The sequence below is a fragment of the Glutamicibacter sp. BW77 genome (assembly GCF_002332285.1).
In the GTDB taxonomy this organism is placed as follows: domain Bacteria; phylum Actinomycetota; class Actinomycetes; order Actinomycetales; family Micrococcaceae; genus Glutamicibacter; species Glutamicibacter bergerei.
This window is the reverse complement of record NZ_NRGT01000053.1, coordinates 26,418-52,885: the sequence shown is the minus strand read 5'-3', so window position 1 is coordinate 52,885 and position 26,468 is coordinate 26,418. Positions and strand designations below refer to the sequence as shown.

The window sequence follows — 26,468 nt, the reverse complement described above, 5'->3', positions numbered from 1 at the left end:
GCCAAGCTCTAGCCGAAGTGGTCAAAACCGTTTCGGTAATCCAGCTGTTTTCCGTCGAGGCGAATTGTTGACCGTCGGCCAGCCGTTCGTAAGACCTTTCCAACAACGGTAAATTCTTCAGGAAGTTCGGCCTCGGCCGGGAAAGTTGCGAGCAGGCCGAAGTCTTCTCCGCCGCGCAACACCCACTCCATGGGGTCTGTCTTCAGGAGCGTTGCAGCAGGTTCCAGACGCTGAGCAAAAACTTCCAGTGCCTGGCGGTCTAATTCGAGACTGACTCGGCTAGCCTTTGCTAGTCTTCCAGCATCCCTGAGCAGCCCGTCTGAAATATCCATCATGGCGCTTGCCCCGGCTTGTGCCGCACGCGGACCAGACTCCAAAGGTGGTACCGGCTTGCACTGTGCCTCAACTAGACGGAGCACCGCACGGTTCCAGCTAGTTGAATCGTGAAGCGCATCCAGAAGGGCCAGGCCCGCACCAGCGGAGCCTAGCCTTCCTGCAACCGCAACCAGGTCCCCCGACTTCGATCCATTGCGCAGGACTTTACCGTGTTCGCATTCACCAAGAACTGTAGTGGTCACCGAAATTTCCGAGGACCTGCTTAAATCTCCGCCCAAAATCGCCAAGCGATCGGCGCCTAGCGAAGTAATCGCTCCTGCGATTCCGCGGGCAAATTCTTTGGCCCATGACAAAGTAACGTCTGATGGCATGGATAGCGAAACGACTGCTCCGGTTGGCACACCGCCCATGGCATTGATGTCTGAAACATTCTGAGCAATGGACTTCCAGCCAATGTCATACGCTTTATGCTCGTGACCGCTGGGCCAAACCAAACGGAAATCCTGGTCTTGGACAATAGTGTCTACGGAGACCACTACTTCGCCACCAGCCACGCGAAGCGCTCCAGCGTCATCCCCTGGACCAAGTCCGGCGTCTTTGGCATCTAGCAAAGGAAGAATCTCATTAAGAATCCCCTGTTCGCCAATGTCGCCTACGGTCAAGTTTTTCTCTGTCTGTTGATTAGTCAAAGGCTGCTATTCGACTTTCTTCGCCGCACTGGTAATCAGCGACGCATAACTGTTGTATTGCTCTAAATGGTGTGATGTTGGATCTACGATAAATCGCCGAACAACTTCACCCACTGAATTTTGAAGATTTTTTAGTGCTTTCCTTCGCTTCAGTCTAGCGACCATTTTATTTATAAATGAACCGAAGATTCCTAATACTATGCCCAGCAGTACCCCCACAAATACCATCAGAGTCGGAATCGCGAATCCTTCCACACGCGGAGTCTCTGGAAGGTTGAATTGGAAGTACGCGGCCAGTGCAATTCCACCAAGCCACAATCCCCCTGCAAGTGCCACCACGACACCAAGCCACTGAACAAATTCTGTCACCGGCCACCACCACGACTTTTTTTCAACTCCAAGGGTGCAACTAGCGATAGCAATATCGATGTCGTTTGCCAGCTCTGTTCGCTGTTCACGGATGCCGTCCTTGAATGACTGGGACCAACGTGGCGAGAGATCTTCAGTTGCCGTGTTCAGATACTTCACGACTGCTTGGTCTACAGCAGCATTCTCTGCGACTGATAGTTCGGGACGCGACGTGAGAGAAATTTCAGGCTTTTCAATTCCGCGGCCAAGATTCATTCGTTTCAGTGGGTCAATACGCAACCTGGTCAACCAGCTAGTCAGTGGCCACCCGGTGTTAGTCGAAGCACGCAGCTTATACGAAGTCTGGACCGCATCAGCGATCCGGTGCGTTCCATGCGCCTTGGCAATAGTGCCCTCAAGCTCACTCTGTTCCATAATCCCGGGGGTATGGACCTTGGGCACCGCAAGTTCACCGTCCAACAAGCGCAACAGTCCATCCACATCTGCACGCAATCGCCTAGTTGCCTGCACCTTGTTATTCAGTGCTACCGCAAATTTTTCGCGAACGGCATCTAGGCCTTCTCCCGAACGTGCTGAGGCCAAAACGATGGGCACTTGCCCGATTCCCTCATCCGCAAGCAATGCATTTAAAGATGCCTTGACCGGTTCACGGTCCCTTTCCGCGATGGTATCGACCTGGTTAAGCACCACCAGGAGGTTTCCACGTTGGCCAGTCAGCTCACTGAGGTAGCCATGGTGAATCGAAGCATCAGCATACTTCTGTGGGTCAAGGACCCAGACAAGGTAATCGACTTGTCCTGCGAGCCGTGAGGCGATGAGGTGATGTTCAGTTGAGGTTGAGTCCATATCTGGAAGATCAAGCAGAATAAGTCCTCCACCTAGATCTTGAGACTTCTTGGAGGCTTTGTCCAGAACTTGTGAACTCAGAATATGACGCTCACTGACCTCGAGCCAGTCAAGTAATGCGTCGGCGCCAACAGGCTGCCAGATGGCAGCCACGGTTTTGGTGGTGGTCGGTCGGATGACACCGGTTTGTGCTATCTCAGAACCCACGAGCGCATTAAATAACGAGGATTTCCCACTGCCAGTGGCACCGAAGAGCCCTACCACCACATGATCAGCTGATAGTTGCCGGCGTGCTTCGGCACGTTCAATGATCACCGCTGCTTGGTCAACGACCTCAGGCTCAAGATACGGTTCAGCAATTTGCATCGCTGAAACCACCGCGTCTATTTGTTCCGTAAGTCCCGTATGCGCACGAGTTACCTTGCGCTCACTCATGCTTTGTACCCTCCACCACGTAAAGGCTTCACTTGATTAAGTAGTTCTTGAACAATTTCTGGCTGAAGATGAGCGTCAATTTCATTGCGGTACACGGCTAGATTTTCATCAATGAGTTCCTGGGTTCGAGTTTCGAGCATGGTGCGGGCGCGTGTAGCCATTCGCCTCACCGCGTCTTCACCAAATATTGCTTCCAGCAATTTTTGTCCTACCACTGCTGAGCCTCCAGCGATTCCTACTTCCAATCCGGTGACTCCGGCAGTGGAGGCAAAGACCACCACCATGAGTGCCACTGCCACGCCGTTCACACCGAAGGCAGCGATTCTGGCTGTTTTGCGCTTCCCTGCACCTTCACTGCGAATCATTTCAAGCACATCTTTTTGCCAGGCGCGGATCGTGTCGGCCGCCCTAGTATCCAGTTCCTTGGGCGGACGGTGGGCAGGCAATGAACTGAGAAGTTGGATTCCAATCGGCGTATTGCGCCAGCTGCGATCTACGTCATGGAATGCATTGGTGATCTCACCAACCAAAACCGTATGAAGCCCTGATTCGATGGCATCTTCAACCCGATGAGTTGCTGGCGGCTTTCCGCTAAAGAATGAACCGACTCGGTCACGGATGCGCCCCACTACACCTTCAATGCCCCGCAGCAATTCTCCGGCCCCGACAAAGTCTTGCCACCGCGCTAAAATCTCACCACGCAGTAGCGATCCGTCTTTCAACGCTTCGGTGGTCTTTCCCAAGGTAAATTCAAAACGCTCGGTGGCAATCTTAGCTAGGGCAGACAATTGAAGATCTTGATCTTCCGCCTGTTCACCAAGGCAACGAACATCATATTGCAAACGCTTAATGGCGCCGTCAAGAGTCTGTTCGGCAATGCGTTGACGTTCGGCTGCGTTGGCGGCTAGAGAATTCAGCCATGCCGAAATCGGTTCGAGCCGCTCGCCCGGAATCATTTGCTGTTCATCAAGCGGAACCTCGTTGATGACGTGCAGTAGTTTAGGGTCTAGGTTTTTTGCTGCGAGCAGTCTTTGCAGATCCGGAACAATATCAGTCTCGGCTCCGGACGGGACGCGATTGAGTATCACGCAGACCGTAATTTCCCGACCGCCAGCTTCGGTGAGCACTTCCCACGGGATCGCGTCGGCGTACCGGTTCGCAGTGGTGACAAAAATCCAGAGATCTGCGGCATTCAGCAGCTGTCCTGCAAGAGCCCGGTTGTCATCTGACACGGAGTCAATGTCAGGTGCGTCAAGAATAGCTAGTCCCCGGGGCACATTGTCGTGCGGTACCACCAGAAGTGCATCGTGGCGCTCCATACCGTGGCCTTCGCTGTAACCGGCACCTCTGAGACGGGTCAGTTCGGGAAGGATCCGTTTGTTGGCAAACCACGGCTCGTCAGCGGGGTTCACTGCGAGCACCGGCGTTCGGGTGGTGGGCCGTACTGCGCCGGAGCGGCTAATACGATCACCGAGAAGGGAATTGACTAGAGTAGATTTTCCGGCACCGGTGGAACCTCCGACCACTGCAAGCAGAGGTGCATTTAAATTTTTGATGCGCGGTTCGAGATAGTCATTGATCTGGTGCAAGGCCTTGATGCGCAGCGATTCACCACTGGCGTCGTGAGCGAGAATGAACCGCAGATTAGTGAGTGAGTCTTCAAGCTTGGCTACTCGCTCCAGCAGTTCAAGGGCGTGCGTATCCGGCTCGGTGTTATCCGGGTTTGTCGATTCCGGCAGTGATGACGTGGACTCCATGAGTCCTATCATGCCTTATGACAAGTTGAACGCCGCTAGCAACAAAGGTGTCAGTAGAGGTTAAAAAGAAAAACCACGACAATGTCGTGGGTTTTGTGACCCCAACGGGATTCGAACCCGTGTTGCCGCCGTGAGAGGGCGGAGTACTAGGCCGCTATACGATGGGGCCGTACGCTAAAGATTTCTCTTCAACTCACCGAATAACTCCGGTGAAGCGCTGGGATACCAGGACTCGAACCTAGAATGACGGAACCAGAAACCGTTGTGTTGCCAATTACACCATATCCCAATGTGACTTGGGCATTCAGCGAATAATCCTCGTTGGGATTTGCGCTTGATGCCGTAGCACGAGAATTAACTATACCTAGCTAATTAGTCGCTGACAAATTGAGAAATTGGCGTAGGGCTCACTCTCGCGAATCGATGCTTTGACTAATGAAGACAGTGAGCTGTTCGAGGTTGGATACGGTGAAAGCCGATTGCACTGCATGCTTGGACTCACGGTCCACAAAGATTGCAACAAGTCCGGCGTTCTCTGCGCCCTGAACATCATTTATTGGATTATCACCCACATACAGGGTTCTGCCCGGCGTGGTATCCAGCTGACTGCACCCAGCAAGAAAAGGTGCAGGATCGGGTTTGGGCGCCCCGGCCGTATCTGATCCAATAACTACTGCGAATCCGGTCAATCCGGAACGTTCCAGCTTCATTCGCTGATACGCCTCGACGTTATTGCTCACCGCGCCATAAGGTATCCCCCAACCGCTGAGGGCAGCAAGATGCGGCAATACGTCGTCAAAGGGTTTCCACGAATCCTTGACCAGACATTCATACTTTTCAGCCCAGCGCAGGTAGGACTGCGCAGAAAGTGGTTTGTGGCCAACAAGGTCAAAGGCGCGGTTCAACCGCAATTGTCGTTGCCCGAGAAACGAGACTTCGCCAGCCATATAGAGTTCATAAGCCCCGGCCCCATCATCAGCAAAATCTTCGGCAATGAACATTAACCGCTCGCTAGTAACTCCTTCTAGCAGGTCATCAACCATGGCAAGAAATGCATCGATTGCTGCGGTCCGCAGGTCGACGAGTGTGTCATCTATATCAAAAAGAACACCTTCGATTCCGCCACCCAGGCGGGTGGCAGAATCGAAGGTGTTGTCTAGTTCGCCCAATGTGCGTTCTATCGTCTAACGGGATTCGCCAAAAGCACGCAGGCGCTTCAAGCTGGATTCGCGTCCGAGAATTTCCATTGATTCAAACAATGGAGGCGAAACACGCTTGCCCGAAACTGCAACACGAGCCGGGCCGAAAGCCTGACGGGGCTTGAGTTCAAGCTCGTCAATCAGCTTTACACGTAGCGCATCCTGAATGTTTTCAGCATTCCATTCCTGGACACTCTCAAGTGCAGCAATGCTCGCGTCGACAACCTCAACCAGGTTGGCAGGCATTCCCTTCAGAGCCTTCTCTTCAATCTCAATCTCTTCATCAGATTTGAAAAGGAACTCCATCATTTCGGCTGCTTCGCCGAGCAAGCCGATACGCTCCTGAACCAGAGGTGCGGCCGCGTCAAGTATTTCGTCCTCGCGTGCGCTCAATTCGCTACCGACAAGCTGAGCAGCCTGCAGGTAAGGAACTAGACGGTCACGGAAATCTTGCGGCTCAAGTAGACGTACGTGAGTGCCGTTGATAGCTTCTGCCTTTTTGATATCAAAGCGTGCTGGGTTTGAGAGCACGTCTTTGACATCAAATGCTTCGATTAGTTGATCACGGGTGAAGATATCTTCATCCGCGCTCAGCGACCAACCTAGCAGCGACAGGTAGTTCAGCAGACCCTCGGGGATGAATCCGCGGTCACGGTGCAGGAACAAGCTCGACTCTGGGTCACGCTTGGACAGTTTCTTATTGCCCTGACCCATTACGTACGGCAGGTGACCGAACAGTGGCATGTACTGTGCAACGTTGATGTCAATCAAGGCGCGGTAGAGCACAATCTGACGTGGAGTAGAGGAGAGCAGGTCTTCACCACGGAGCACGTGGGTAATACCCATCAGAGCGTCATCTACCGGGTTCACCAACGTGTACAGAGGCTGGCCGTTGGCACGGACAACCACGAAGTCGGGAATGGTGCCCGGCTTGAAGGTAATCTCTCCACGGACCAGGTCGGTAAAGGTGATGTCATCTTCTGGCATGCGAATGCGCAGCACCGGTTCACGGCCCTCCGCCTTGAACGCGGTGATCTGCTCTTCGCTCAGTTCACGGTCAAAGTTGTCATAACCCAGTTTTGGATCACGGCCGGCAGCCTTGTGGCGCGCTTCGACTTCTTCAGGGGTGGAATACGACTCGTAGACGTGTCCAGCATCGCGCAGCTTGGCAATGACGTCTTGGTAGATGTCACCACGCTGGGACTGGCGGTATGGCTCGTGTGGGCCACCGACGTTTACGCCTTCGTCCCAGTCGATGCCCAGCCACGCCAAGGCGTCCAGCAGCTGGTTGTAGCTCTCTTCGGAGTCGCGCTTCGCATCCGTATCTTCGATACGGAAAATCATCTTGCCCCCGGTGTGGCGTGCGTAGGCCCAGTTGAACAGGGCGGTACGGATTAGGCCAACGTGTGGGGTGCCCGTAGGCGATGGGCAGAAACGAACCCGAACCGGGGTTTCTTCGGTCACGGTAGGAATCAGCGATAGATCAGTCATGGTGATTTCATTCTAGTCCCGGAGACGTGCCGGAAGCATAATAAGCAGCGAAGCTCCTCATCACATTGTGATGAGGAGCTAGTGCGGGACCACCGCCTGTTGATGGCAAGTTGGTGGTCAGTTTAATACTAATCTATGCGATGTCTAGTCGGTGTCTATCGACGGAAGACGCTTCGAAGGGTTCCGATTCCTTCGACTTCAATTTCTACGTTGTCACCTTCAGCGACTAAACCAACACCTGCTGGGGTGCCCGTAAGAATGACATCTCCTGGGAGCAAAGTGAAAGCCTCGGACGCACGAGCGACAAGGTCATTGACTGACCAGATCATTTCGTTGGTTGATCCGTCTTGGCGAACTTCGCCATTCACGCGGGTAACGATTCCCACGTCATCTGGATCCGCTAGCTGCGTTTCAATCCATGGACCTAGCGGACATGCCCCGTCAAAACCCTTTGCTCGCGCCCACTGTGGATCCTTACGCTGTGCATCACGAGCGGTGAGGTCATTTGCCACGGTGTAGCCGAAGATCACGTCTGCAGCTTTTTCTGCGGGAACATCTTTGCAGATACGGCCAATGACCACGGCAAGTTCGCCTTCAAAGGAGACTTCTTCAGAGAATGCCGGAAGAGTCACGGGATCTCCGTGACCCACCACTGAGGTGTTTGGCTTTAAGAACATCAACGGCTCGCTAGGAACGTCGTTGCCTAGTTCCTTGGCATGTTCGCGGTAGGTACGGCCGAAACCGATGACCTTTGAGCGCGGAATGATTGGGGCTACCAATCGGACGTCGTCAAGCTGGTGAGTGACACCGGTGGTTTTGATCCCTTGGAAGAAAGGGTCTCCTGCTAAGACGTGGACATCGTTTCCGTCTACGACTCCGTACATTGGGTCGCTATCAACTACAAATCTGGCAATGCGCATACACACAAGCCTAGGGCATGTTGCCGATCAGACATCCCGTCTCTGACTCGCTTTTCGATGGGGTGTTGTGGAATTCATTACTACGCTGTTTTTATGCGTTTAGCGCGTCATGCTCAGCTGCCTCCGGGTCTTTCCTAAGTAGTTGCAGTAGCCTGTGGCGATGCTTTCTTTGCACTCGGCTTCTTTGGCTGGGATGCGATGGGCTGCAGATCCAATTCAGCAATCGCAGTTTTTTCTACGTTGGCAAAGACCCGTCCGGAATTTGTTACCGTCAGCCGAGTACCGAATTGGCTCTTCAGTTGCGGGCTACCAATCGTCGCTAGTGTTCCCGAATCGAAATCAATGGCAGTGGTAGTTCCTGCGGCGGTATGCACAGCCTTGCCTCGATTCTCTACTACTACTAAGTCTGCGTTTTTCCATCCGGGTCGGTAGCTGGTGTTACGTGAGTTGGTTAATCGGTGTTTCTTCAGAAGTTTGCCACTTACTGGGTCGAGCACGCTGACACCCTCCAAATCGGCAACTAGCAGCCATCCGGCCAAAAGCTTGGGTGAGTAGAGCGCACCACATTGTGCAATGGGCGCCACACTCCATGAGATCTTTTTTGTTGCAATATCTAGCTTGAAAACTTTGGCGTTTCCGTCAGTGTCGGCAAGACCGTAGCCATTTCGCACCGAGGTAGTTCCATAAATGTACTTTTCGTCAGCAACGAGTCCGGTGATCGAATGGTGACGGATAAACCCTTCCCCATCTCCGTCCAACACCCAGCTCACCTCATCGGTACGTGGGTCTATCGCTCCCAGGACTCCGCCGGAACGGCCGTATTCTGGAACCGTACCGAAGAATACCTGCTTGGAATTTTTAGCCCACGCAAATATCCGGGATTGTTCATAATCGGTGGCCAGTCTAAGGAGGCGCTGGTATCCCTCAGGATTGTTTTTAGCGTTGCTGTTGAGCCGAACAATGTCCGCCGAACCGTAAGACCCTACATAGGTTTTTTGAGCGTTGAATTCAATCATTCCCTCAATCTGATTGATGGCATTCTGCTCAGAAGGGGAGGTCCAGTGTTTTCCGGTATCAGGATGAACTGCCGTAATGCCGTGGCCCATATAACCTCCGACATAAATGTTCCCGTCCGAATGCGACATAAGAGATTGAACAACGAACTGCCCACGAGCCAACGCCACGGTGCTTACCAGCTGCACTGATTTACTCGACAAACGGAACACTTCGATCTGAAGTCCCGTCTTATTCGAAGAGACAACCACCACTTGACTGCTCGTGGCGTAAATAGCCAAAGGTGCGCTGGCAGAAAGTTTGCCTACAAGTTGGTCTTGCCACGTGGAGCTGCTGGTAGCAAAGAGCTGGCCGTCGCTAACGTTGTAGAACTGCTTGGTTGCAGGATTTACTGCAGACAATTTACGGCCTGACCAAACTCGATCCATAGATCCAACCCACGAATTAGTTTGAGGATTCAGCAATAGCTGGCCCGAAACGTTGTCAATGGAGACAACGATTGAGTTACCTACAGCTTCCAGCGAAGAGACAAAGCCCGCTCTTTTGGGTTCCGGCAGCGGAATCTCGGTGATTTTCTGCGGGCTCTTCGAAGAAAACCGAAACACACGCGGGTTTCGCGAGCCTGTGCCCAGCCATACGTCATCATTTGAATCAATGGCTACACGCCGCACATAATCTGTGTCGGTGGCTACCCGCTTGAATACGTCTATTTTCTTGGTTTTCGGAGCGTATTTAAACGCCGCACCGAGAGGATAGGTTCCGCCCCACACCGTGCCTTGGGAATCAAGTTGGAGATCATAGATAGTTGTGGCGCCAGGTACTTTACCTACTATCGTTATTTCTGATGGGCTAGAAGGTTTCCAGACAAGCAAATAGTTGAGCGTCGCAAGATAGAGGTACTTAGTCTTTTTGTCCCAGATCATCGATTGCACGCCGCCACTATGGCTCTTGGGAATCTCCACAATATGAGCTGGTGTATTTCGGCTCGGATTAATAATCTGCAGTTGGTGAATTGGACCAACAATTGAAACGGCTAACCAAGGCAGCCCGGTCGCCTGCAATCCTGGCAATAGCTCCACGCGACGTATTTTTGTTGCCGGAAATGCGCCTTCGTATCGCCGCAGCGCGCCCGAGGTGTTTCGAGTTCGTTTAAGTGGCGCTATGACCGACGGGTCACGGTTCTTGAGAACGGGCGTGGGTTTCGGCGTTTGAATCGGCTTCTCTGGCGGACTGGGAGAAACAGAAGGATCTGGTGGTGATTTTTGAAGCTGACCGTAAACGACCGCTCCTGCAGTTAGCGCTCCGAGAGTGAGAACCACGCGTCGACTAATTCTTTTTGCCGAGCGTTCCTCAGTTTCTGCCACTAGTCGACTCCTGAACTCTCATTGAACACCAGAAATAAGGCTAGCGAAAGAAAATGTTTGAATCCTGATACCGTGAGGTCAGGTCTCGGCACGCAAGTCAGTTAGTGGTGCTGGCTAGTCAATGGCCCGAATTAATGGATAGACCGGCTGTATTTCACGACGGCTCAGATTATCCCTGAAACCGAGTCACTCCCCGTATGACAATTACTTGTTCGAGGCCACTTCCCCAAGAACAAAGTCGCGAAGCTCTAGGGAATTCATTTCTTCATGCCCAACTTTTGGGAATCCGTCGGGGTTCTTGAATTGCCATCTCCACATGTCCTCAACCATTTGCTCGAGGCCGCGTTCGGCTTTCCACCCTAAATCTAAACGGGCCTTTTCTGCGTGCGCATAGCTCTCTGCGACGTCACCGGGCCGGCGAGCAACAATATCGTAGGGAACGAGACGTGCGGAAATACGTTGGAATGCCTCAATAACATCCAGAACACTCGAACCAGATCCAGTCCCAAGATTCCAGACATGCAGGCCCCCACTGGAAGCTAAGTAGTCCAAGGCAGCTAAGTGACCGGCAGCCAGATCCAAGACATGAATATAATCCCTGACTCCGGTCCCATCTGCCGTCGGATAATCATTGCCGAAGACTTGGACTGCATCGCGTTTGCCTACAGCAACCTGTGCAACAAACGGCATCAAGTTGTTTGGGATCCCTTGGGGATCCTCGCCGATTAGTCCAGATTCATGGGCACCTACCGGATTAAAATAGCGAAGATTGGCGATGCGCCACCGGGAATCGGAGGCGGCTAGCTCTTCGAGCATTTCCTCGATATGTAGTTTCGTTCGTCCATAAGGATTAGTCGCACTGCGTGGCGTAGTCTCACGTAAGGGAAGGTCAACCGATTCGCCATATACGGTCGCAGAAGAGCTGAAAACGATAGTTCGGCAACCAGCTTCGTCCATTGCTTCTAGAAGATTAATGGTTCCAGTCACATTGTTTTTGTAATAGCGCAAAGGTTGTGCGACAGATTCGCCAACCGCTTTCAACCCTGCAAAATGGATCACAGCATCTGGCTGGATACTGGTAATTGCTTCAGCGAGGGCTTTCCTGTCTAACAGATCTACCCTGAAAGTCGCCACTTTTTTAGAGGCAATCGATACGACTCTCCTGAGTGATTCTGGAGATGAATTGATGAAGTTATCAACTACCGATACCTGGTGTCCCGCTTCCAGTAGCTGTAGAACCGTGTGAGAGCCGATATATCCAGCTCCACCGGTGACTAAAACGCGCATCTACAACATCCTCAATTTTGAATCAGAATAGCCCATGCAAAGGTTACTTGCATGGGCTATTCTATCGACACTTCTACTTTTTAGGCTAAGCGCTCAAGCCAACTGTGGCGATCTTCTACGGTTCCGCGTTGGATACCGAGAAGCTCTTCACGGATGGACATTGTCACTTCCCCGGCAGGCGCATTCTCATCACCAATAAGTTCTTCGCCGTTCTTGAGCACGCCGATCGGGGTAATCACTGCAGCAGTACCGCAGGCGAATACCTCGGTGATGTCGCCGCTGGCGACCGAGTCACGCCATTCATCCAAGGTAATCTTGCGCTCTTCAACGTTCATGCCGCGGTCTTTGGCCAACTGAATTACCGAAGAACGAGTGACGCCTTCCAAGATGGTTCCGGTCAACGCTGGGGTCACCAATGATCCATCCTTGGTGACGAAGAATACGTTCATGCCACCAAGTTCTTCAACGGCGTTGTCATTGAAAGAATCAAGGAAGAGCACCTGCTTGCAGCCATTCTCTTCTGCTTCTAGCTGCGCCACGAGAGAAGCAGCGTAGTTGCCACCGCATTTAGCTGATCCGGTGCCGCCACGGCCTGCGCGGGCGTAATTCTTTGAAACCCAAATACCTACTGGCTTGAGTTCTCCGCCGAAGTAGTTTCCGGCGGGTGAGGCAATCACCCGGTAGGAGACTTCGCGCGCGGCACGAACACCCAAGAACGCTTCGGTAGCAATCATGAATGGACGCAGGTAGAGGGCTTCCCCGTCACCGGTTGGTACCCAGTCAATATCCGTGGAAACAATTTTGCGCAGGGAGTCAACAAAAACGTCTTCATCCAGCTGTGGGAGTGCAAGGCGTGAGGCTGACTTATTCAGACGTGCTGCATTGGCGTGCGGACGAAAGGTCCACACGGAACCGTCTTCGTGGCGGTACGCCTTGAGTCCTTCGAAGATCTCCTGGCCATAGTGCAGGACGGAGGCAGCAGGATCCATGGCGATGGGACCGTACGGCTCAACTCGGGCGTCATGCCACTGACCGGTGCCAGCCTCGGAGCCTGCAGACCAGTCAACAACCACGGTGTGGTCGGTGAAGAAGTCCCCAAAACCGGGGTCTGCCAGGACGGCAGCGCGTTCTTCCGCGCTCTTGCGATTCGATGACAGATTTTCGGTGAATTCCATCTAACTCTGGACTTCCTTGCTCAGTGAACGAAAAACGGGTGCCCCACGCCATTGGCGGAACACCCGTCAGTGGATTTGCTACTCGATTAACAACTAACCGAGCTACATCACTTTTAGCTTAGGCCAGTAGCGCCACAATTGCATCGCCGATTTCACTCGTGGTGCGGTGATCAGTCAATTCTTGGCGTGAAGTAATCTCTTTTTCGACGGCTTGCTCAACAGCGGTAGCCGCAGCTGACATTCCAAGGTGTTCCAGCATCAGTGCCACCGAAAGGATTGCTGCCGTGGGGTCGGCTTTCTGCTGACCGGCAATATCCGGTGCCGAGCCGTGGACCGGCTCGAACATCGATGGGTAAGTTCGGTCCATGTTGATGTTACCGCTGGCCGACAAGCCGATGCCGCCGGTGATTGCGCCAGCCTGGTCGGTGAGGATGTCCCCAAAGAGGTTGTCTGTGACAATGACATCAAAACGCGATGGGTTGGTAGTCAGGAAGATGGTGGCCGCATCCACGTGGAGGTAGTCGTGGGTGACTTCCGGGAATTCTGGGGCCACCATTTCTACGGTGCGGCGCCATAGGTGTCCGGCGTGCACCAGTACGTTGTGCTTGTGGACTAGGGTTACGTGCTTTCGTGGACGTGCTGATGCACGGGTAAAAGCATCACGGATTACGCGCTCTACACCATAGGCGGTGTTTACCGAGACCTCGGTAGCAATTTCATGCGGGGTGCCGGTACGTACCGAACCGCCGTTGCCTACGTAGGGGCCTTCGGTGCCTTCGCGGACAACCACAAAGTCGATTTCTCCCGGGTTGGCCAGCGGGCTCTCAATTCCTGCATACAACTTGGACGGACGCAGGTTCACGAAGTGATCAAGGGAGAACCGAAGTTTCAACAACAGTTCGCGCTCTATGATTCCCGAAGGGATTCGCGTGTCGCCCGGGGCGGCACCCACGGCACCGAACAAGATAGCGTCATGCTTCTTGATAGCTTCAAGAGTTTTATCGGTCAGGGTCTCCCCCGTCTTGAGCCAGTGTTCTGCACCCAAGGTGTACTCGGTGAGATCTACCTGCTGGTCTCCACCGTTAGTCACGAACTTCAGGACTTTCACGGCTTCGGCAACCACTTCTGGGCCGATACCATCGCCTGGAATGACAGCAATATTAATGACGTTTCCCATGCCCTCATCATAACCAAGTGAATCCACCATTTGAGAACCTATCTCAAATTATGAGATAGATTTCTTTTTGCTTCACAGAAACTCAGACCGTGGCATGAGGACTCCGGCCGGGACGCTGGCTAGAATTGAGGTAGAACAGAGCTTTAAGTACGCGCGAGGGAAACTTGATATTCACTAATCCACACCGGCGGATAGATCGGTGGATCCGGTCCAACCCCGGCCGGATAGATATGATTACTGGTGCGCTGTACACATTCCTGTGCGTAATTTTCTCCATAGGCATCGGCTTCAGCGTGGGCGTAGGCTTTGGACTCAGCATCGCGGCCATATCACTACTGCAATCTGCACCTCTCATGGTTCGCCGCCGCTATCCGTGGGCCGCTACCATCACCATTGCCCTTGCCCATATTCTGCAGCTATTCTTCCAAGGCGTGTTTTTGCCTTCTCAGTTCTCGGTCCCACTCATGATTTACACCATGGCTGTTTATGGGAAACGTTGGCAATCCTTTGCTACCTTAGGTCTTGGATTCCTTGGAGCCATTCTGGCTACCTTCAATATTTTCGGCCCGGGGCTTGATGGCAGCAATCCAATTTCCTTTGACAAGATTATTTCCTTCGTCGGCTTGTCCTTAGTAGTCACCGTCGCCTGGACCTTTGGCGACCTCGCACGCAGTAGAAGGCAAACGTTAAGCGCGTTGCGGGCTCACGCACAGCGCCTGGAAAATGAGCGTCTGATTGAACGCGAGCTGGCCGCCTCTGATGAACGCAACCATATCGCCAGAGAGATGCATGACATCGTGGCGCATTCCCTCTCGGTGATTATCACGCAGGCTGACGGAGCACGCTACGCAGCGGCTCAGGACCCAAACATTGCCATTGAAACGTTGAAGACCGTCTCTGATGCGGGCCGGGCTTCCCTGCGGGAAATGCGTCGTTTACTGGGCGTGCTGCGCACCGACGAAGAAACAGAGCACCGGCCGTTGCCGAGTTTGAGTGATATTCCTGAACTCGTAAAAATGGCAGTCAGGTCTGGTCTGGAAGTCTCTTACCAGGCTCAAGGGTCCCCTCGCCGGACCCTGCCCACCGGTGCCGAGCTCACTGCGTACCGATGCGTGCAAGAAGCGATCACCAATGTTATTAAGCATGCGGGACCACAAGCTATATCAACGGTTTCGTTGTACTGGTCAAACCGTGGCCTCGATATTAATGTCAAGGATGACGGAGCCTGTGCCGGAAAACTTGAAATCGATGGTGCCGGCCAAGGGCTGCGTGGATTACACGAACGAGTCGCCCTATACGATGGAACCAGCACGGCTGGCCCGCTTCCCAACGGAGGCTTCTGCGTCTCCGTCTTCATCCCCTACTCCGAGGACTAAAAACGAATGACCACCACCGAGCCGATTAAAGTTGCCTTGGTAGATGACCAGCTACTGGTCCGTAGCGGATTCCGAATGCTGATTAATTCCCAGGACGATATGAATGTGGTTGCCGAAGCATCAAATGGTCGTGAAGCCTTGGCATCTCCGGCCCTGGCTGCGGCGGACGTCATCCTGATGGATGTTCGCATGCCTGAAATGGACGGGATTGAAACCACTGAACGCCTACTGGTTTCCCGCGCGCAGGCAATCGATTCACCGAGAGTCATTGTGCTGACAACTTTTGACATGGACGAGTACGCGTTTAGCGCCATTCAGGCTGGAGCCAGTGGATTTCTGCTCAAAGATGCGCCACCTGAAGAGCTGCTTGAATCCGTGCGTACGGTGAACCGCGGAGATGCGGTCATTGCGCCTTCAACTACCCGACGACTGCTGGATCACATGGCGCCATTGCTGAAGCGCGCTAGACCAACTGAGGACCCCTTGACGGCTGCAGTGGATTCCTTGACCCCGCGCGAACGCGAAGTATTCGGTCATATTGCCCAGGGGCGTTCAAACCCGGAGATTGCCATAGACTTGTTTCTCTCTGAGGCAACGGTGAAAACACATGTAGGTCATATCTTGTCCAAGCTTGGAGCTCGTGATCGAGTGCAAGCCGTGGTCATTGCCTACCAGACCGGTGTGGTCAGCCCGTAAAGATTGTAATTAAGAACAAAGAAGTCCAAGTTTGGTTTTAATCCCAAGCTTGGACTTCTTTGCTTGCTGCGAATTATTTGTCTTCTTCGTACCGCGGGAATACCGGTGCGGGTGCCGGAAGTTCGGTTCCTGGAACCAACGCGGTGCCGAAGTGCTCGAAGCTACGAGCGGTTCCCTGACCGACAGCCAAAAGGTCAAGCATGCTAGTCATGGTTTGCGGCAATACCGGCTGCAGCAGCAAAGCGACCTTACGCACGATTTCGATGGTGACATAAAGAACCGTTTCCATACGCGCTGGATCAGTTTTCTTCAGCTTCCAGGGCTCTTGATCCGCAAAGTACGCGTTGGTGTCTCCCAAGACGTGCCAGACGGCTTCTAGAGCTCGGCTGAAGTCTTGACGCGAGTACGCGTCGCGGTTGAGTTCCAAGAGCTCTGAAGCTGCCGCCAGAATCTGCTCATCGGCGGACAAGAGCTGACCAGGAGTCGGCACGCCTCCCCCGCAGTTCTTGGCAACCATCGACAGCGAACGCTGAGCGAGGTTTCCAAAGTTGTTTGCGAGGTCACCGTTGATGCGAGCAACGATAGTGTCATGGTTGTAATTTCCGTCGGCGCCAAAGGTCACTTCGCGCAGGAAGAAGTAGCGCACCTGGTCAAGGCCATAACGTGCAACAAAGTCATCCGGAGACACGGTGTTGCCCAAGGACTTGGACATCTTCACACCGTTATTGTGCAAGAAACCATGGATCATCACGCGCTTGGGAACCGACAACTTTGCAGACATCAAGAATGCGGGCCAGTAGATCGCGTGGAAGCGCGAAATATCTTTGCCTATGACATGTACATCCGCAGGCCAGTACTTCTGGAAGGAAGCAGAATCCACGTCTGGGAAACCGGCACCGGTCAGATAATTGGTCAGTGCGTCAACCCATACGTACATTACGTGCTTCTCATTGCTTGGAACAGGGATTCCCCAGTCAAAGGTAGTACGTGAAATAGAGAGGTCGGTCAGACCGCCTTCAACAAAACGAACAACCTCGTTAAAGCGTGAACGCGGTGCGCCAAAGTCTGGATTGTTATCATAGTGGGCCAAGAGCTTGTCTTGGTACTTAGAGAGCCGGAAGAAGTATGACTCTTCTTCGGTCCAAGTAACCTCAGTGTCGGTTTCCGTGGCGTAACGGATCCCGTCCTCGCGGACATCCGTTTGTTCTTCGGTGTAAAAAGCTTCGTCACGTACCGAATACCACCCTGCGTATTTATCGAGGTAAATATCGTCATTAGCTTCCATCCGGCGCCACAGCTCCTGTGCCGCGGCATGGTGGTCAGCGTCGCTGGTGCGGATGAAGCGGTCGTAGCTGGTTCCCAACTCGTCATTCATCGCTTGGAAGGCGTCCGAGTTACGCTGCGCCAGCTGTGCGGGGGTAATCCCCTCCTTTTCAGCAGTCTGCATCATCTTCTGACCGTGTTCATCCGTGCCAGTCAAGAAGAAGACGTCATATCCGTCCAAGCGCTTAAAACGCGCCATGGCGTCGGTAGCGACTACCTCGTAGGCATGCCCAATATGCGGGGTACCGTTTGGGTAGGAGATTGCAGTGGTGATGTAAAAGGGTTTCTGCGGAGAAGTCACGATACAAATTTACCTTAGTCAGTGTTGGAAGCTTGATTCGTCAAAGCGATCGTCTCGTCACATGATTTGATCCAAGTAATCCCAGAAGGCTCCGCGAAGCGTCCGGCGTATCGTTTGCTGATCGGTTTTCCACTCCCCCAAAACCTGGGAGCAGTCTTTCAGCAGGGTGCGGTCAATCTCCGGCGGCAGCTGTGGTTTATCTGCTACGAGTTCAACTACTTCGGCTTGTGTGGTGCTGGCCAACCACGACTGAGCCACTTTGGCACCAATCTCTTCGGCTGCGGTAAGTTCCTTCTGTTCATAGGCTGCTTGTCCGTGGAATCCGGAACGCTCGCTATCCGAGGAATACACCATTTCTGGTTGTGTTACTGGTTCTGCGCTCCTAATAGCCTGGGCTTTTTGCGCCAGCATTGCCGGAGTCGGAATACCGGGTTTAGGAGTTGCTGCGGGTTTCGCCGTTGGGGCAGCAGCAACCAAGGCGGTCTTCGCGCAATTGTCCTTGTCCCAATCAATAATCCGAGTAAACGAACTATCTATAATTGAGTCAGGCATGACTTCAATAGCGTCTGCGGTCAAGGCTAAATGCTCGGCCACCGATGCGACGCCAAGTCTACTCTGATCCTTCTGCAACCCAAGCAAGACAACTTTCATTCCTAGATCCTGGGCTTCTTCGACAGCTTCAGCTAAGTCATCATCGCCAGACACTAAGTAAGCGACAGATGCAGATCCATGGCGGGCCACACCAACCAGGTCTAGGGCTAATCGAAGATCAACGCCTTTTTGTTCACCGTTATAAGAGATACGTCCCAAACGAACCTTAACGCCCGGGATTAGCCCGATACGCTTATGCTGCTCAGTAAAAAGACCGTCTTTAGACGCGTCATACCAATAAACACGTAAGTTATTTAGTCCAGTATTTTTCTTGACGGTTTGGACTATCCCGCGAACTAGCGACTCATAATGAGTGGTGAAAGCCGAACGCAAGGTGGTTCCTGCAACCCTGTGCCCGCCTAGAGATAATAAGAACCCGGCATCAACAAATATGGCAGTTTGATTCATCATACTTTTGATACTAGTCAGTGCAGCACAAACTTTCCTGCTCCACAGATGGACTTCACAAACAGAAAAGCACTAAAAAGTCAGAAGGGCTAAGACAAATTGTCCTAGCCCTTCCAAAAGATGCTTTAGATGCTTGTTGCGCGCATCATGTCATCTGCGTCGGAAAGACGCGAATCAAACTCTTCAATTCGGTGACCCACACCAAGCAGCTCAGCAATGGCGGCTACGGTACGCTCCGAAGCCTTACCATCGCCGTACGGGTTGACGGCGGTTGCCATCTCGTTGTAGGCAGCGGAGTCATTGAGCAGCTCCGAAACCGAATCAAAGATCCGCTGTTCGTCGGTACCGATGAGACGTACGGTACCCGCAGTTACGGCTTCTGGGCGTTCGGTATTCAAACGCATCACCAGTACAGGCTTGCCCAAACTTGGTGCCTCTTCTTGTACTCCGCCGGAATCGGTGAGTACCAAGGTCGAGGCATCGATGATACGGGTGAATTCACCGTAGGCCAGTGGTTCGGTCAGCGTGATGTTTGCAATTCCATCGATTTCCGGCAGCAAAGCTTCTCGCACCGCAGGGTTTCGGTGCAATGGCAGAATGAATTGAACGTCCGGCTCGGCTGCGGACAGGCGTGCGAGGGCACGTCCGATGCCGCGCATTGGTTCACCCTGGTTTTCACGACGGTGAGTCGTCACCAGAACGATACGCTTACCGGAGTTTACGAGTTCTTCTAGCTGTGGATCGCTGAATGGAACTTTCTTCTCGACCACGGTGAGCAGAGCATCAATCACGGAGTTACCGGTGATCACGATGTCCTTGCTGTTAAAGGTTTCGCGCTCAAGGTTACGCTTGCTCAATGAAGTTGGAGCTAGATGAACGCTCGCAATCTGACTGGTGAGCTTGCGGTTGGCTTCTTCCGGGAATGGCGAGAAGATGTCGTAGCTACGCAGGCCTGCCTCGGCGTGCACTACTGGAATTCCGCGGTAGAACGCTGCAATAGCGCCAGCCGTGGAGGTAGTAGTGTCGCCTTGGACTACAACGGCGTCCGGCTTTTCCTTTTCAAAGATCTCATCCAAGCCAGCAATGGTCTTGGTCAACAAGCCATTGAGAGTCTGGCGAGGCTGAATCACGTCAAGATCATAGTCCGGCGTGATGCCGAACAATTCATTAACTTGATCCAGCATTTCGCGGTGCTGCCCAGTAACAACAACTACGCAATCGAAAATTTCAGCCTCTTTTAAGGCCTTGACGATCGGAGCAACCTTGATGGCCTCTGGTCGAGTGCCATAGATCGGCATGATCTTTTTCATTTGAATCTACCCTGTCAGGTGGAGAGCGATTAGCGCCAAAGACCGCGAGTGTCGATGACTTCCTTGCCAGCAAGAGTGGTTGCTGGAACCGACTTGAATTGGTCGTGGTCAACCAACAAGGTTACAACGTTTGCTGCTTCCAACGCTTCATCCATTGGAGTCAATACCAAGTTCGAGATGCCTTCGAGCTTCTTAGGCAACGCCTCAACATGTGGTTCGACTGCCAAGAATTCAATGGTCGGGTTGGCCACCGCAAGCTTGCGAGCAATCTCGATTGAAGGCGACTCGCGCATGTCATCGATATTTGCCTTGAATGCAAGACCCATTACTGCGACCTTGCCGGTGAAGCTGTCAAGCTTAGTAGCAGCCTCGACCTTTTCAATGACCCAGTTCGGCTTGGCGTCATTGGTATTACGTGCCATACGAATCAAGTTGGATTCTTCAGGGGCTGCCGAAACGATGAACCAAGGATCAACCGCAATGCAGTGTCCGCCAACGCCTGGGCCAGGCTGCAGGATGTTCACGCGTGGGTGACGGTTAGCTAGGGAAATCAATTCCCACACGTCGATATCCAAACGGTCAGAGATGACCGAAAGTTCGTTAGCGAAAGCGATGTTAACATCTCGGTACGAGTTCTCGACCAGCTTCGCCATTTCGGCAGTCTTTGCATCCGTAGTCAAGATGGCTGCCTGGCAGAAAGTCTCGTAAAGTGCCTTGGCCTTCTCGGCTGCTTCTACCGTGATGCCGCCAACAATGCGGTCATTGGTAACTAGCTCTTCCATCACGTAGCCCGGAAGCACGCGCTCTGGGCAGTGCGCAACCAGAAGACTGTCAGTAGTGAGGTCCGGACGCTTAGCCAGTAGGTATTCTGCTAGGTGCTGGGTAGCACCTGGAGGGGAAGTTGACTCCAGAATGACGAGCTCGCCACCCTTGAGCTTAGGTGCGATACCGTCTGCAGCTGCCTCGATGTAGGACAGATCTGCGGTGTAGTCAGCGTTGAATGGAGTAGGAACCGCAACGATGTACGCTTCGGCTTCTGGAGTCTCAAAGCTTGCGCTGAGCGTGCCTGCTTCAACGGCAGCTGCGACGAAGTCACCCAGAGCTGGTTCAACAAATGGAACCTCACCCTTGTTGACTGCTTCAACCGTGCGAGGGGTAACGTCTACGCCCTTTACGATGATTCCCTTGGAGGCCAGGATTGCGGCGGTAGGCAATCCGATATATCCCAAACCGATGACTGCTACTTCTTTAATGCTATTCACTAAAGTGGCTTTCCTTCTGATGCGAGTGTAATTCTAAAATTTTTTGAGCTTGTTACTGATCATATACCGCAGCTTTTAGCCAGCGCGCCCAGTAAACCCTATCGCAGGTCCCCGCGGTAAGTAAGGAGGTGGATCACAACGGTTTATTTATTACCAACCGGTAGACGCAATCTAGCTTCTTGGCATTTTGCGACCACGTGCGCGTATTAAGTACGAGTTCCCTACCTGAATCGCCCATAACTAATAATTTTTCGGGGTCCTTCATCAAGCGATCTATGCTGCTCGCCCATTGATCAACATCACTTGAGTCCACTAAATAACCCGTAACGCCGTCTTCAATCAGTTCTCCGAGGGCAGGCAAGTCGGAAGCTAGAACCGGAACTCGCGAGGCAAGCGCTTCGACCGGCTTCAGCGGAGTCACAGCACGCGTTACAGCGCTGTCTTTGCGTGGCACGACGAACAAGTTTAATGCTGCGTGATATAAATGTGCTTTTTCACGCGGTACACGGCCCGTGAATTCGCAGTACTTCGAAATTCCAAGTTCAGCCGCTAAGCGTATGAGATTTTCCTTGTCAGTGCCGTCACCAACAATCAGGACTCTAAGGTTCTTATTTTCCGGTTGCAGTCTCGCCACCGCACGAAGAACTGTATCTAGCCCTTCGTAGGGAACCAAGCTGCTGACGGTGCCCACATAAAATGCCTGAATATCCAAAGCGAGTTCATGACGAGCAGTAGAACGGTCAACGGGCTCATTGAGAAATTCATCGCCAATCCCGTTGGGCAAAATTTCAATTTTATCTGCCGCTACACCAACCGACGTAAGATTTTCTTTCATCTGATCGCCAAGAGTGATCACGTGGTCCGCGCTTTTGGCTACATATGCTTCTCGTTCGCGAAAGAGTTTGTAACGCTCGGAATTTTCGGCCGATTCTGGCCTTGTAGAGAGCCAGGTATCTGCCAGTTGACCTCGAACTTCATATACCCAAGGAATGCCGGTGGACTCAGAGACTGCCTTGACTGCAAGAGCATTGGAAAAATCTGTCGTGGTGTGCAGGATTTGAGGACGGTCACGAACAACCTTCGCAAGCAGCTCCTCCGCTTGCTGCTGAATTCGCCCAGACAAGTCGTATTTTGCTCGAGTTGGAATTAACCGCTCGTACTCCACAGGCCCAACGTGATCCGAGGATTTCGTTTGGAATGCACCGATATTTAATGGATAGTTCAATCTCGTGCAAGCATTTGCTTTCCAGCCTTCAGCGACTAGGGCTGACAATGTGGACTGAGTTCGCTGCGCGTAACCACTGCCGGTGTGAGGCAACGAATTGGTCGCTAAGAAGACAACGGATTCCGGTCCGGCACCTCTTAGATTCGAAATTCGTGTTTGGGGCAGCTTCGGTTCAGCTCCCGAATAGACTTGATATTCAGAGACGTAATGCCGCTTTTGCCTGCTTCGGGGTATTTCTTCAAGCAAGGCAATTGCCTCACTCATGTTTCCTAAACCCCATTGCAACCGAGCTCTAGCACGAACCGCGTTTGAAGATGACTTTGTTTGATCCAACAAGCCGCTGGCAGTATCCCATTCGCCACTGGCGATGCAGAGATTCGCTAGGAACACTGCGCCACGCCTTGAACTCGATTCGTCCAGCCACAGGCGGCAGGTTGTTTGTAATTGAATGCTGTCGTCACGAATCATTGCCGAGAACGCAGCTGCTACGCCGTTATGTTTTCCCAGCGAGAGCACTTTGTCCAGAACCTTCACAGGGACTCGATTTTTGAATTTCCTCGCTACCTGGAGGGCGAAGTAGCTTGGGTCGTCGGCAAGATTTGAGAGGACCAGGAAACTGGTATTAGTAAAGTTTGATAATAACTGGGTATTCAAATTTCTGTCCTAGCTCTTGCCTACACGGATTACGACGTCGCTTAACAGCTTGGCGTAGGCTTGGGCAGCATCACGCAGTGACCCGTTTTTCTTGACCCAATTTGAACCATGGTTGTTGGTCTTTAATTTTTCCGGATTAGCTGCCAAGTTCGTTAAATATTCAACAAGTGCGGAAACACTCTGACCAACAACTTCTCCGGATTCAGCAGCGGTAATTATCCCAGCGGCTTCGCCACGCACCATGCCGGTAATATGACGGTCTAAATACAGCAATTCGTAGAGTTTCGAAGGAACCGTGTGTTCAAAGCTAGGCCAGTCCGGCCTAAGCGAAACGATGCAGGTGTCAGCCCAAGCGTAATTTTCTAGTACGAGATCTCCATACACCGGATCTCTGAAATCAACATTTGCTTCGAGTTCATCAGCTAGTTCTGCCAAACGCCGTTTCTCAGTTCCGTTACCTACTATTCTCACGGAAACCTTGTCGCCAAGAATACTTGCTGCCTGAATGAGTGTTTCTAGGCCTTGGCTTCGGCCAATGTTTCCCAGATAGAGCACCTGCAAGGTTTGGGTTCTAGGTTCGTTGTCAATAGCGACTTCAGGCCGTTCAGTTTCCACACCATTGGCTATCGTCGCAACATTTTTGACACCATTGAGTCGCATCTTGATTGCAAGGCCATGGGTCACTGTCACCAGCAAGTCGCTTCGTTTCACAAGATACGCAAGCGCGTGAGAAACCATCGGTTCCAGCCAGCGCCATTTTAGGACCTGGGATTCTCTCAAAAGGTCAGGCCACGCATCGCGTAAATCCACGACGAAAGGAACACCACGGATCTTACTGACTGCGTAACCGACAATGAGTGTCGGCAATGCCGGCACAGTTGCAATCACAACGTCAGGACGTGTTGCTTTTAATGCTTCAGGCAAACTCAATACTGCATCCACGCCATGTTTGAGAACTTTTCCAACCATGGTTTTGGATTTTCGCATCGATTTATAGCGTTTAACCTGAATGCGTTGGTTGTTTATAAATGGGGTAGCTCCCTGAACAGAATTCCCCCTTGGTCGAGGGGTGACTACAGTTATCTCGTTGCCTAGTTTGGCTAGTTCATCTGCGATGACCGCCCAACGTCGTTGTGGAGGAGATATTTCAGGGGAAAACGAATGAGTCAGCAACGTGATTTTCATCTACTGCGTACTCCTTGGTCCTCGTATAAAAATTCGCACACAAGTCCTTTAGAAGAAAAGATGCTTGTCATTGCGTCCAAACCATTGAATCTTACCAGTCGCCGTGAGTTCAGCATCGCTGAGCCCCCAGGTGTGCGCTTTTCCGTCCCCGCTACGCATTTGCATGAAGTTAAACCGGTCGCTCGAATAGACGGTTCCGCCTTCATCTATCACGTCACGCAGGAATTGGGTATCTTCTCCCCTGCTTCGCGAAGCAAAGGGTGTGTTCTTGAAGACAGATGCATGTCCAAGCATCGTTGGCCCCATGACCAGATTCGTAAACCGGTGCTCTCGTTCAGTAAACCTCAATAGGGTCGCATCCGAATCTCCAAGGTACATGAAGTGAGCTTGTTTACCGACCACTGAGGCACCGCTGTAGCGCAGGGCAGACACTTGATCAAAGAGGTAGTTCTCGCCATAAAGATCATCGTCATCCATTTTAGTGATGAAGTCACCGCTGGCCTCCGCGACAGCTGCGTTCAAGCAGTCGCCCAAAGACAGCTCGGATGATAATTCAAGAATCTTATATTCTTTAAGCTTCGCTTCCACGGCTTTCGTCTTAAATTCTTCATGATCAATCCTGAATCCGTGTGTGACCAGAATAAGCTCGGTATCAACATTGAGCTGAGATGCGACGGTGGAAATAATATGGTTTATCTGGTGCGGACGGATCGTTGAAACCACCGCCGTAACCTTGGGGCGCGTGGTCATTGAGTCAGCGGAAGGTTCAACCTGCGGTAACCCCACAAATGCTTCGACTTCGCGGGCACGATGCGCATACGTGTGTTCGGTCCAGATACGCCGTTGCCCAAGGTGCACCATCCGGTCACGCAGCTCGGGGCTCTGGACGATGCTGCGAATCGCGTTAGCAGCGTCTTCACGGGTTGAGACTTCTAAGACCTCTGAGGAGTCAAAGAAGTTACTGATGGCGGCACTTGGAGCCGATACAACTGCACTGCCGGCCGCGGTAATCTCAAAAATGCGGCGTGCACACATGCTCGGTGAATCTGCGACCGAGTTTACGTTGAGGAAAACGTTGTAGTACTTATAGGCCGATAACATCCGGTCATAGTCCAATGAGCCAACCACATACTGGTCATATGGAGCAGGGAACTGATACTTTTCGTCTCCCCCGTGTTGGCGGGAGAAGATATCCACTCCGTGAGGGAGTTTGTGGGAAACATCCGCCGCGCCGCCGAGCACAATTTCCATTTGTTCACGACGCTCTGGGAACTTGTGGGCAAAATACATCCCAGCAAAAGCCACGTCGCGGCGCTCTTGTGTTAGTGGACGTACTGGGTTGTGGAATGCCGGCTGGGCCGCGAAGCTCAAGGCGGCCACCTTATCGTGGCCTAATTCGCGCCTGTAATCCACAATTTTTCGCTCATCAGAAGTCAAAACGAAATCAAAAAGACGCGCGCAGTCCAGGAAGTCTTCGAAGTGTGGCGGGTCTTCCTTATTCCAGAAGACCGCAGGAATTTCTTTAGCTTTGAAGGCCGTGACCATCTCAACTAATGCTGGTCTTGGCGCGCTCGTGCCCGTGAGGTGGTATTGCCAGGCTTTGTTGTTGCCTGCCCACGCGGATTCAACGAACAGCAAATCGAATTCTATCGACTCAAGGTGATCTTGCCAGTCGGTAGGAGTGATGAATGTGCAATCCCATTCTGGACCCCAGGCCCTGGCACTAAAGTCGTCCAAGATGACTGCAACTTTTAGCGGCGTTGCGGAGCCTTGCGCTGGTTCAAAAGTCACCGCAGGCAGCTGAAGACCGAGAGTCTTTTCAACATCAGTTTGGAAGCTGTGGCTAAAACCGCCGGTCCGAGATTCGTAATTACTGCGACGGTACCATTCCTGGAATTGCCGGGGGCCACCTTGGCGGAGGTGCCACAGGGCTTTTCGAAACTCGCCTATTGCAATTTTCACTTCTCAACTCACTCTAAATACTCGCAGGCAGGAATTATCAATATTACAGCGCGGTG

At 52.5% G+C, this 26,468-nt stretch carries 19 protein-coding genes and 2 tRNA genes; 2 read left to right on the top strand and 19 right to left on the bottom strand.

Annotation, left to right across the window (positions count from 1 at the left end; translation table 11 throughout):
- Positions 1 to 8: 8 nt before the first annotated feature.
- The 12 genes from thiL to CIK74_RS07750 all read right to left on the bottom strand — a co-directional run bounded on the left by thiL (position 9) and on the right by CIK74_RS07750 (position 14,059).
- The gene (gene thiL, locus CIK74_RS07805; RefSeq protein ID WP_096255316.1) at positions 9 to 1,025 is read right to left on the bottom strand and encodes a thiamine-phosphate kinase; all 1,017 of its coding nucleotides are present in this window, start codon (positions 1,023 to 1,025) and stop codon (positions 9 to 11) included.
- Between the two features lie 6 nt (positions 1,026 to 1,031).
- A complete protein-coding gene (locus CIK74_RS07800) occupies positions 1,032 to 2,675 on the bottom strand; it encodes a GTPase (protein WP_096255314.1) in 1,644 nt (547 codons plus the stop codon).
- Positions 2,672 to 4,432 carry a dynamin family protein gene (locus CIK74_RS07795; RefSeq protein ID WP_096255312.1) on the bottom strand — a complete coding sequence of 587 codons (1,761 nt, stop codon included), beginning with the start codon at positions 4,430 to 4,432 and terminating at the stop codon, positions 2,672 to 2,674. The genes CIK74_RS07800 and CIK74_RS07795 overlap by 4 nt, the downstream gene beginning before the upstream one ends.
- Before the next feature lie 96 nt (positions 4,433 to 4,528).
- Positions 4,529 to 4,601, bottom strand: a tRNA-Glu gene (locus CIK74_RS07790).
- A gap of 48 nt (positions 4,602 to 4,649) precedes the next feature.
- Positions 4,650 to 4,721 (bottom strand) — tRNA-Gln (locus CIK74_RS07785).
- Positions 4,722 to 4,839: 118 nt separating this feature from the next.
- A complete protein-coding gene (locus tag CIK74_RS07780) occupies positions 4,840 to 5,601 on the bottom strand; it encodes an HAD family hydrolase (protein ID WP_170947792.1) in 762 nt (253 codons plus the stop codon).
- 15 nt (positions 5,602 to 5,616) lie between these two features.
- Positions 5,617 to 7,122, bottom strand: a complete 1,506-nt coding sequence (gene gltX, locus CIK74_RS07775; protein ID WP_096255309.1) for a glutamate--tRNA ligase — start codon at positions 7,120 to 7,122, stop codon at positions 5,617 to 5,619.
- Positions 7,123 to 7,277: 155 nt separating this feature from the next.
- Positions 7,278 to 8,042: a fumarylacetoacetate hydrolase family protein gene (locus CIK74_RS07770; protein ID WP_096255308.1), complete on the bottom strand. Its 765-nt coding sequence runs from the start codon at positions 8,040 to 8,042 to the stop codon at positions 7,278 to 7,280.
- Positions 8,043 to 8,176: 134 nt separating this feature from the next.
- Positions 8,177 to 10,420: a hypothetical protein gene (locus tag CIK74_RS07765; protein WP_141392904.1), complete on the bottom strand. Its 2,244-nt coding sequence runs from the start codon at positions 10,418 to 10,420 to the stop codon at positions 8,177 to 8,179.
- Between the two features lie 204 nt (positions 10,421 to 10,624).
- Entirely contained in the window at positions 10,625 to 11,707 is a 1,083-nt protein-coding gene (gene galE, locus CIK74_RS07760) for a UDP-glucose 4-epimerase GalE (protein ID WP_096255304.1), read from the bottom strand.
- An 80-nt stretch (positions 11,708 to 11,787) separates the two neighbouring features.
- Positions 11,788 to 12,882 (bottom strand): branched-chain amino acid aminotransferase, encoded by a 1,095-nt coding sequence (locus CIK74_RS07755; protein ID WP_096255302.1) that lies wholly within the window; start codon positions 12,880 to 12,882, stop codon positions 11,788 to 11,790.
- Positions 12,883 to 13,000: 118 nt separating this feature from the next.
- Positions 13,001 to 14,059, bottom strand: a complete 1,059-nt coding sequence (locus tag CIK74_RS07750) for a 3-isopropylmalate dehydrogenase (RefSeq protein WP_096255376.1) — start codon at positions 14,057 to 14,059, stop codon at positions 13,001 to 13,003.
- 230 nt (positions 14,060 to 14,289) lie between these two features.
- Here CIK74_RS07750 and CIK74_RS07745 point away from each other — a divergent pair, with 230 nt between their 5' ends.
- Both CIK74_RS07745 and CIK74_RS07740 read left to right on the top strand, forming a co-directional pair.
- Positions 14,290 to 15,435 carry a histidine kinase gene (locus tag CIK74_RS07745; RefSeq protein ID WP_096255300.1) on the top strand — a complete coding sequence of 382 codons (1,146 nt, stop codon included), beginning with the start codon at positions 14,290 to 14,292 and terminating at the stop codon, positions 15,433 to 15,435.
- Positions 15,436 to 15,441: 6 nt separating this feature from the next.
- Positions 15,442 to 16,131 carry a response regulator transcription factor gene (locus CIK74_RS07740; protein WP_096255298.1) on the top strand — a complete coding sequence of 230 codons (690 nt, stop codon included), beginning with the start codon at positions 15,442 to 15,444 and terminating at the stop codon, positions 16,129 to 16,131.
- A gap of 73 nt (positions 16,132 to 16,204) precedes the next feature.
- Here the strand turns inward: CIK74_RS07740 and metG are convergent, their stop codons facing one another.
- The 7 genes from metG to CIK74_RS07705 all read right to left on the bottom strand — a co-directional run bounded on the left by metG (position 16,205) and on the right by CIK74_RS07705 (position 26,241).
- Positions 16,205 to 17,755 (bottom strand): methionine--tRNA ligase, encoded by a 1,551-nt coding sequence (gene metG, locus CIK74_RS07735; RefSeq protein ID WP_096255297.1) that lies wholly within the window; start codon positions 17,753 to 17,755, stop codon positions 16,205 to 16,207.
- A 57-nt stretch (positions 17,756 to 17,812) separates the two neighbouring features.
- Positions 17,813 to 18,817 carry an NYN domain-containing protein gene (locus CIK74_RS07730; protein WP_096255295.1) on the bottom strand — a complete coding sequence of 335 codons (1,005 nt, stop codon included), beginning with the start codon at positions 18,815 to 18,817 and terminating at the stop codon, positions 17,813 to 17,815.
- A gap of 122 nt (positions 18,818 to 18,939) precedes the next feature.
- Positions 18,940 to 20,124 (bottom strand): UDP-N-acetylglucosamine 2-epimerase (non-hydrolyzing), encoded by a 1,185-nt coding sequence (gene wecB / locus CIK74_RS07725; protein WP_096255294.1) that lies wholly within the window; start codon positions 20,122 to 20,124, stop codon positions 18,940 to 18,942.
- A gap of 29 nt (positions 20,125 to 20,153) precedes the next feature.
- Complete coding sequence (gene wecC, locus CIK74_RS07720) at positions 20,154 to 21,386, bottom strand: UDP-N-acetyl-D-mannosamine dehydrogenase (RefSeq protein ID WP_096255293.1); 1,233 nt, start codon at positions 21,384 to 21,386, stop codon at positions 20,154 to 20,156.
- A 133-nt stretch (positions 21,387 to 21,519) separates the two neighbouring features.
- On the bottom strand, positions 21,520 to 23,265 hold the full coding sequence (locus tag CIK74_RS07715; RefSeq protein ID WP_141392903.1) for a glycosyltransferase family 4 protein: 1,746 nt from the start codon (positions 23,263 to 23,265) through the stop codon (positions 21,520 to 21,522).
- 9 nt (positions 23,266 to 23,274) lie between these two features.
- Positions 23,275 to 24,450: a glycosyltransferase family 4 protein gene (locus CIK74_RS07710; RefSeq protein ID WP_096255289.1), complete on the bottom strand. Its 1,176-nt coding sequence runs from the start codon at positions 24,448 to 24,450 to the stop codon at positions 23,275 to 23,277.
- Positions 24,451 to 24,498: 48 nt separating this feature from the next.
- Positions 24,499 to 26,241, bottom strand: a complete 1,743-nt coding sequence (locus tag CIK74_RS07705; protein WP_240520490.1) for a glycosyltransferase — start codon at positions 26,239 to 26,241, stop codon at positions 24,499 to 24,501.
- Positions 26,242 to 26,468 lie beyond the last annotated feature (227 nt).

What these genes read in the sequence shown, in the direction of transcription:
- CIK74_RS07710 (WP_096255289.1), bottom strand. Translation starts at nt 24,450, where the DNA reads ATGAAAATCACGTTGCTGACTCATTCGTTTTCCCCTGAAATATCTCCT.
- wecB (WP_096255294.1), bottom strand. Translation starts at nt 20,124, where the DNA reads ATGAAAAAGATCATGCCGATCTATGGCACTCGACCAGAGGCCATCAAG.
- CIK74_RS07740 (WP_096255298.1), top strand. Translation starts at nt 15,442, where the DNA reads ATGACCACCACCGAGCCGATTAAAGTTGCCTTGGTAGATGACCAGCTA.
- CIK74_RS07750 (WP_096255376.1), bottom strand. Translation starts at nt 14,059, where the DNA reads ATGGGAAACGTCATTAATATTGCTGTCATTCCAGGCGATGGTATCGGC.
- CIK74_RS07745 (WP_096255300.1), top strand. Translation starts at nt 14,290, where the DNA reads ATGATTACTGGTGCGCTGTACACATTCCTGTGCGTAATTTTCTCCATA.
- galE (WP_096255304.1), bottom strand. Translation starts at nt 11,707, where the DNA reads ATGCGCGTTTTAGTCACCGGTGGAGCTGGATATATCGGCTCTCACACG.
- CIK74_RS07730 (WP_096255295.1), bottom strand. Translation starts at nt 18,817, where the DNA reads ATGATGAATCAAACTGCCATATTTGTTGATGCCGGGTTCTTATTATCT.
- CIK74_RS07770 (WP_096255308.1), bottom strand. Translation starts at nt 8,042, where the DNA reads ATGCGCATTGCCAGATTTGTAGTTGATAGCGACCCAATGTACGGAGTC.
- gltX (WP_096255309.1), bottom strand. Translation starts at nt 7,122, where the DNA reads ATGACTGATCTATCGCTGATTCCTACCGTGACCGAAGAAACCCCGGTT.
- CIK74_RS07800 (WP_096255314.1), bottom strand. Translation starts at nt 2,675, where the DNA reads ATGAGTGAGCGCAAGGTAACTCGTGCGCATACGGGACTTACGGAACAA.
- CIK74_RS07755 (WP_096255302.1), bottom strand. Translation starts at nt 12,882, where the DNA reads ATGGAATTCACCGAAAATCTGTCATCGAATCGCAAGAGCGCGGAAGAA.
- CIK74_RS07795 (WP_096255312.1), bottom strand. Translation starts at nt 4,432, where the DNA reads ATGGAGTCCACGTCATCACTGCCGGAATCGACAAACCCGGATAACACC.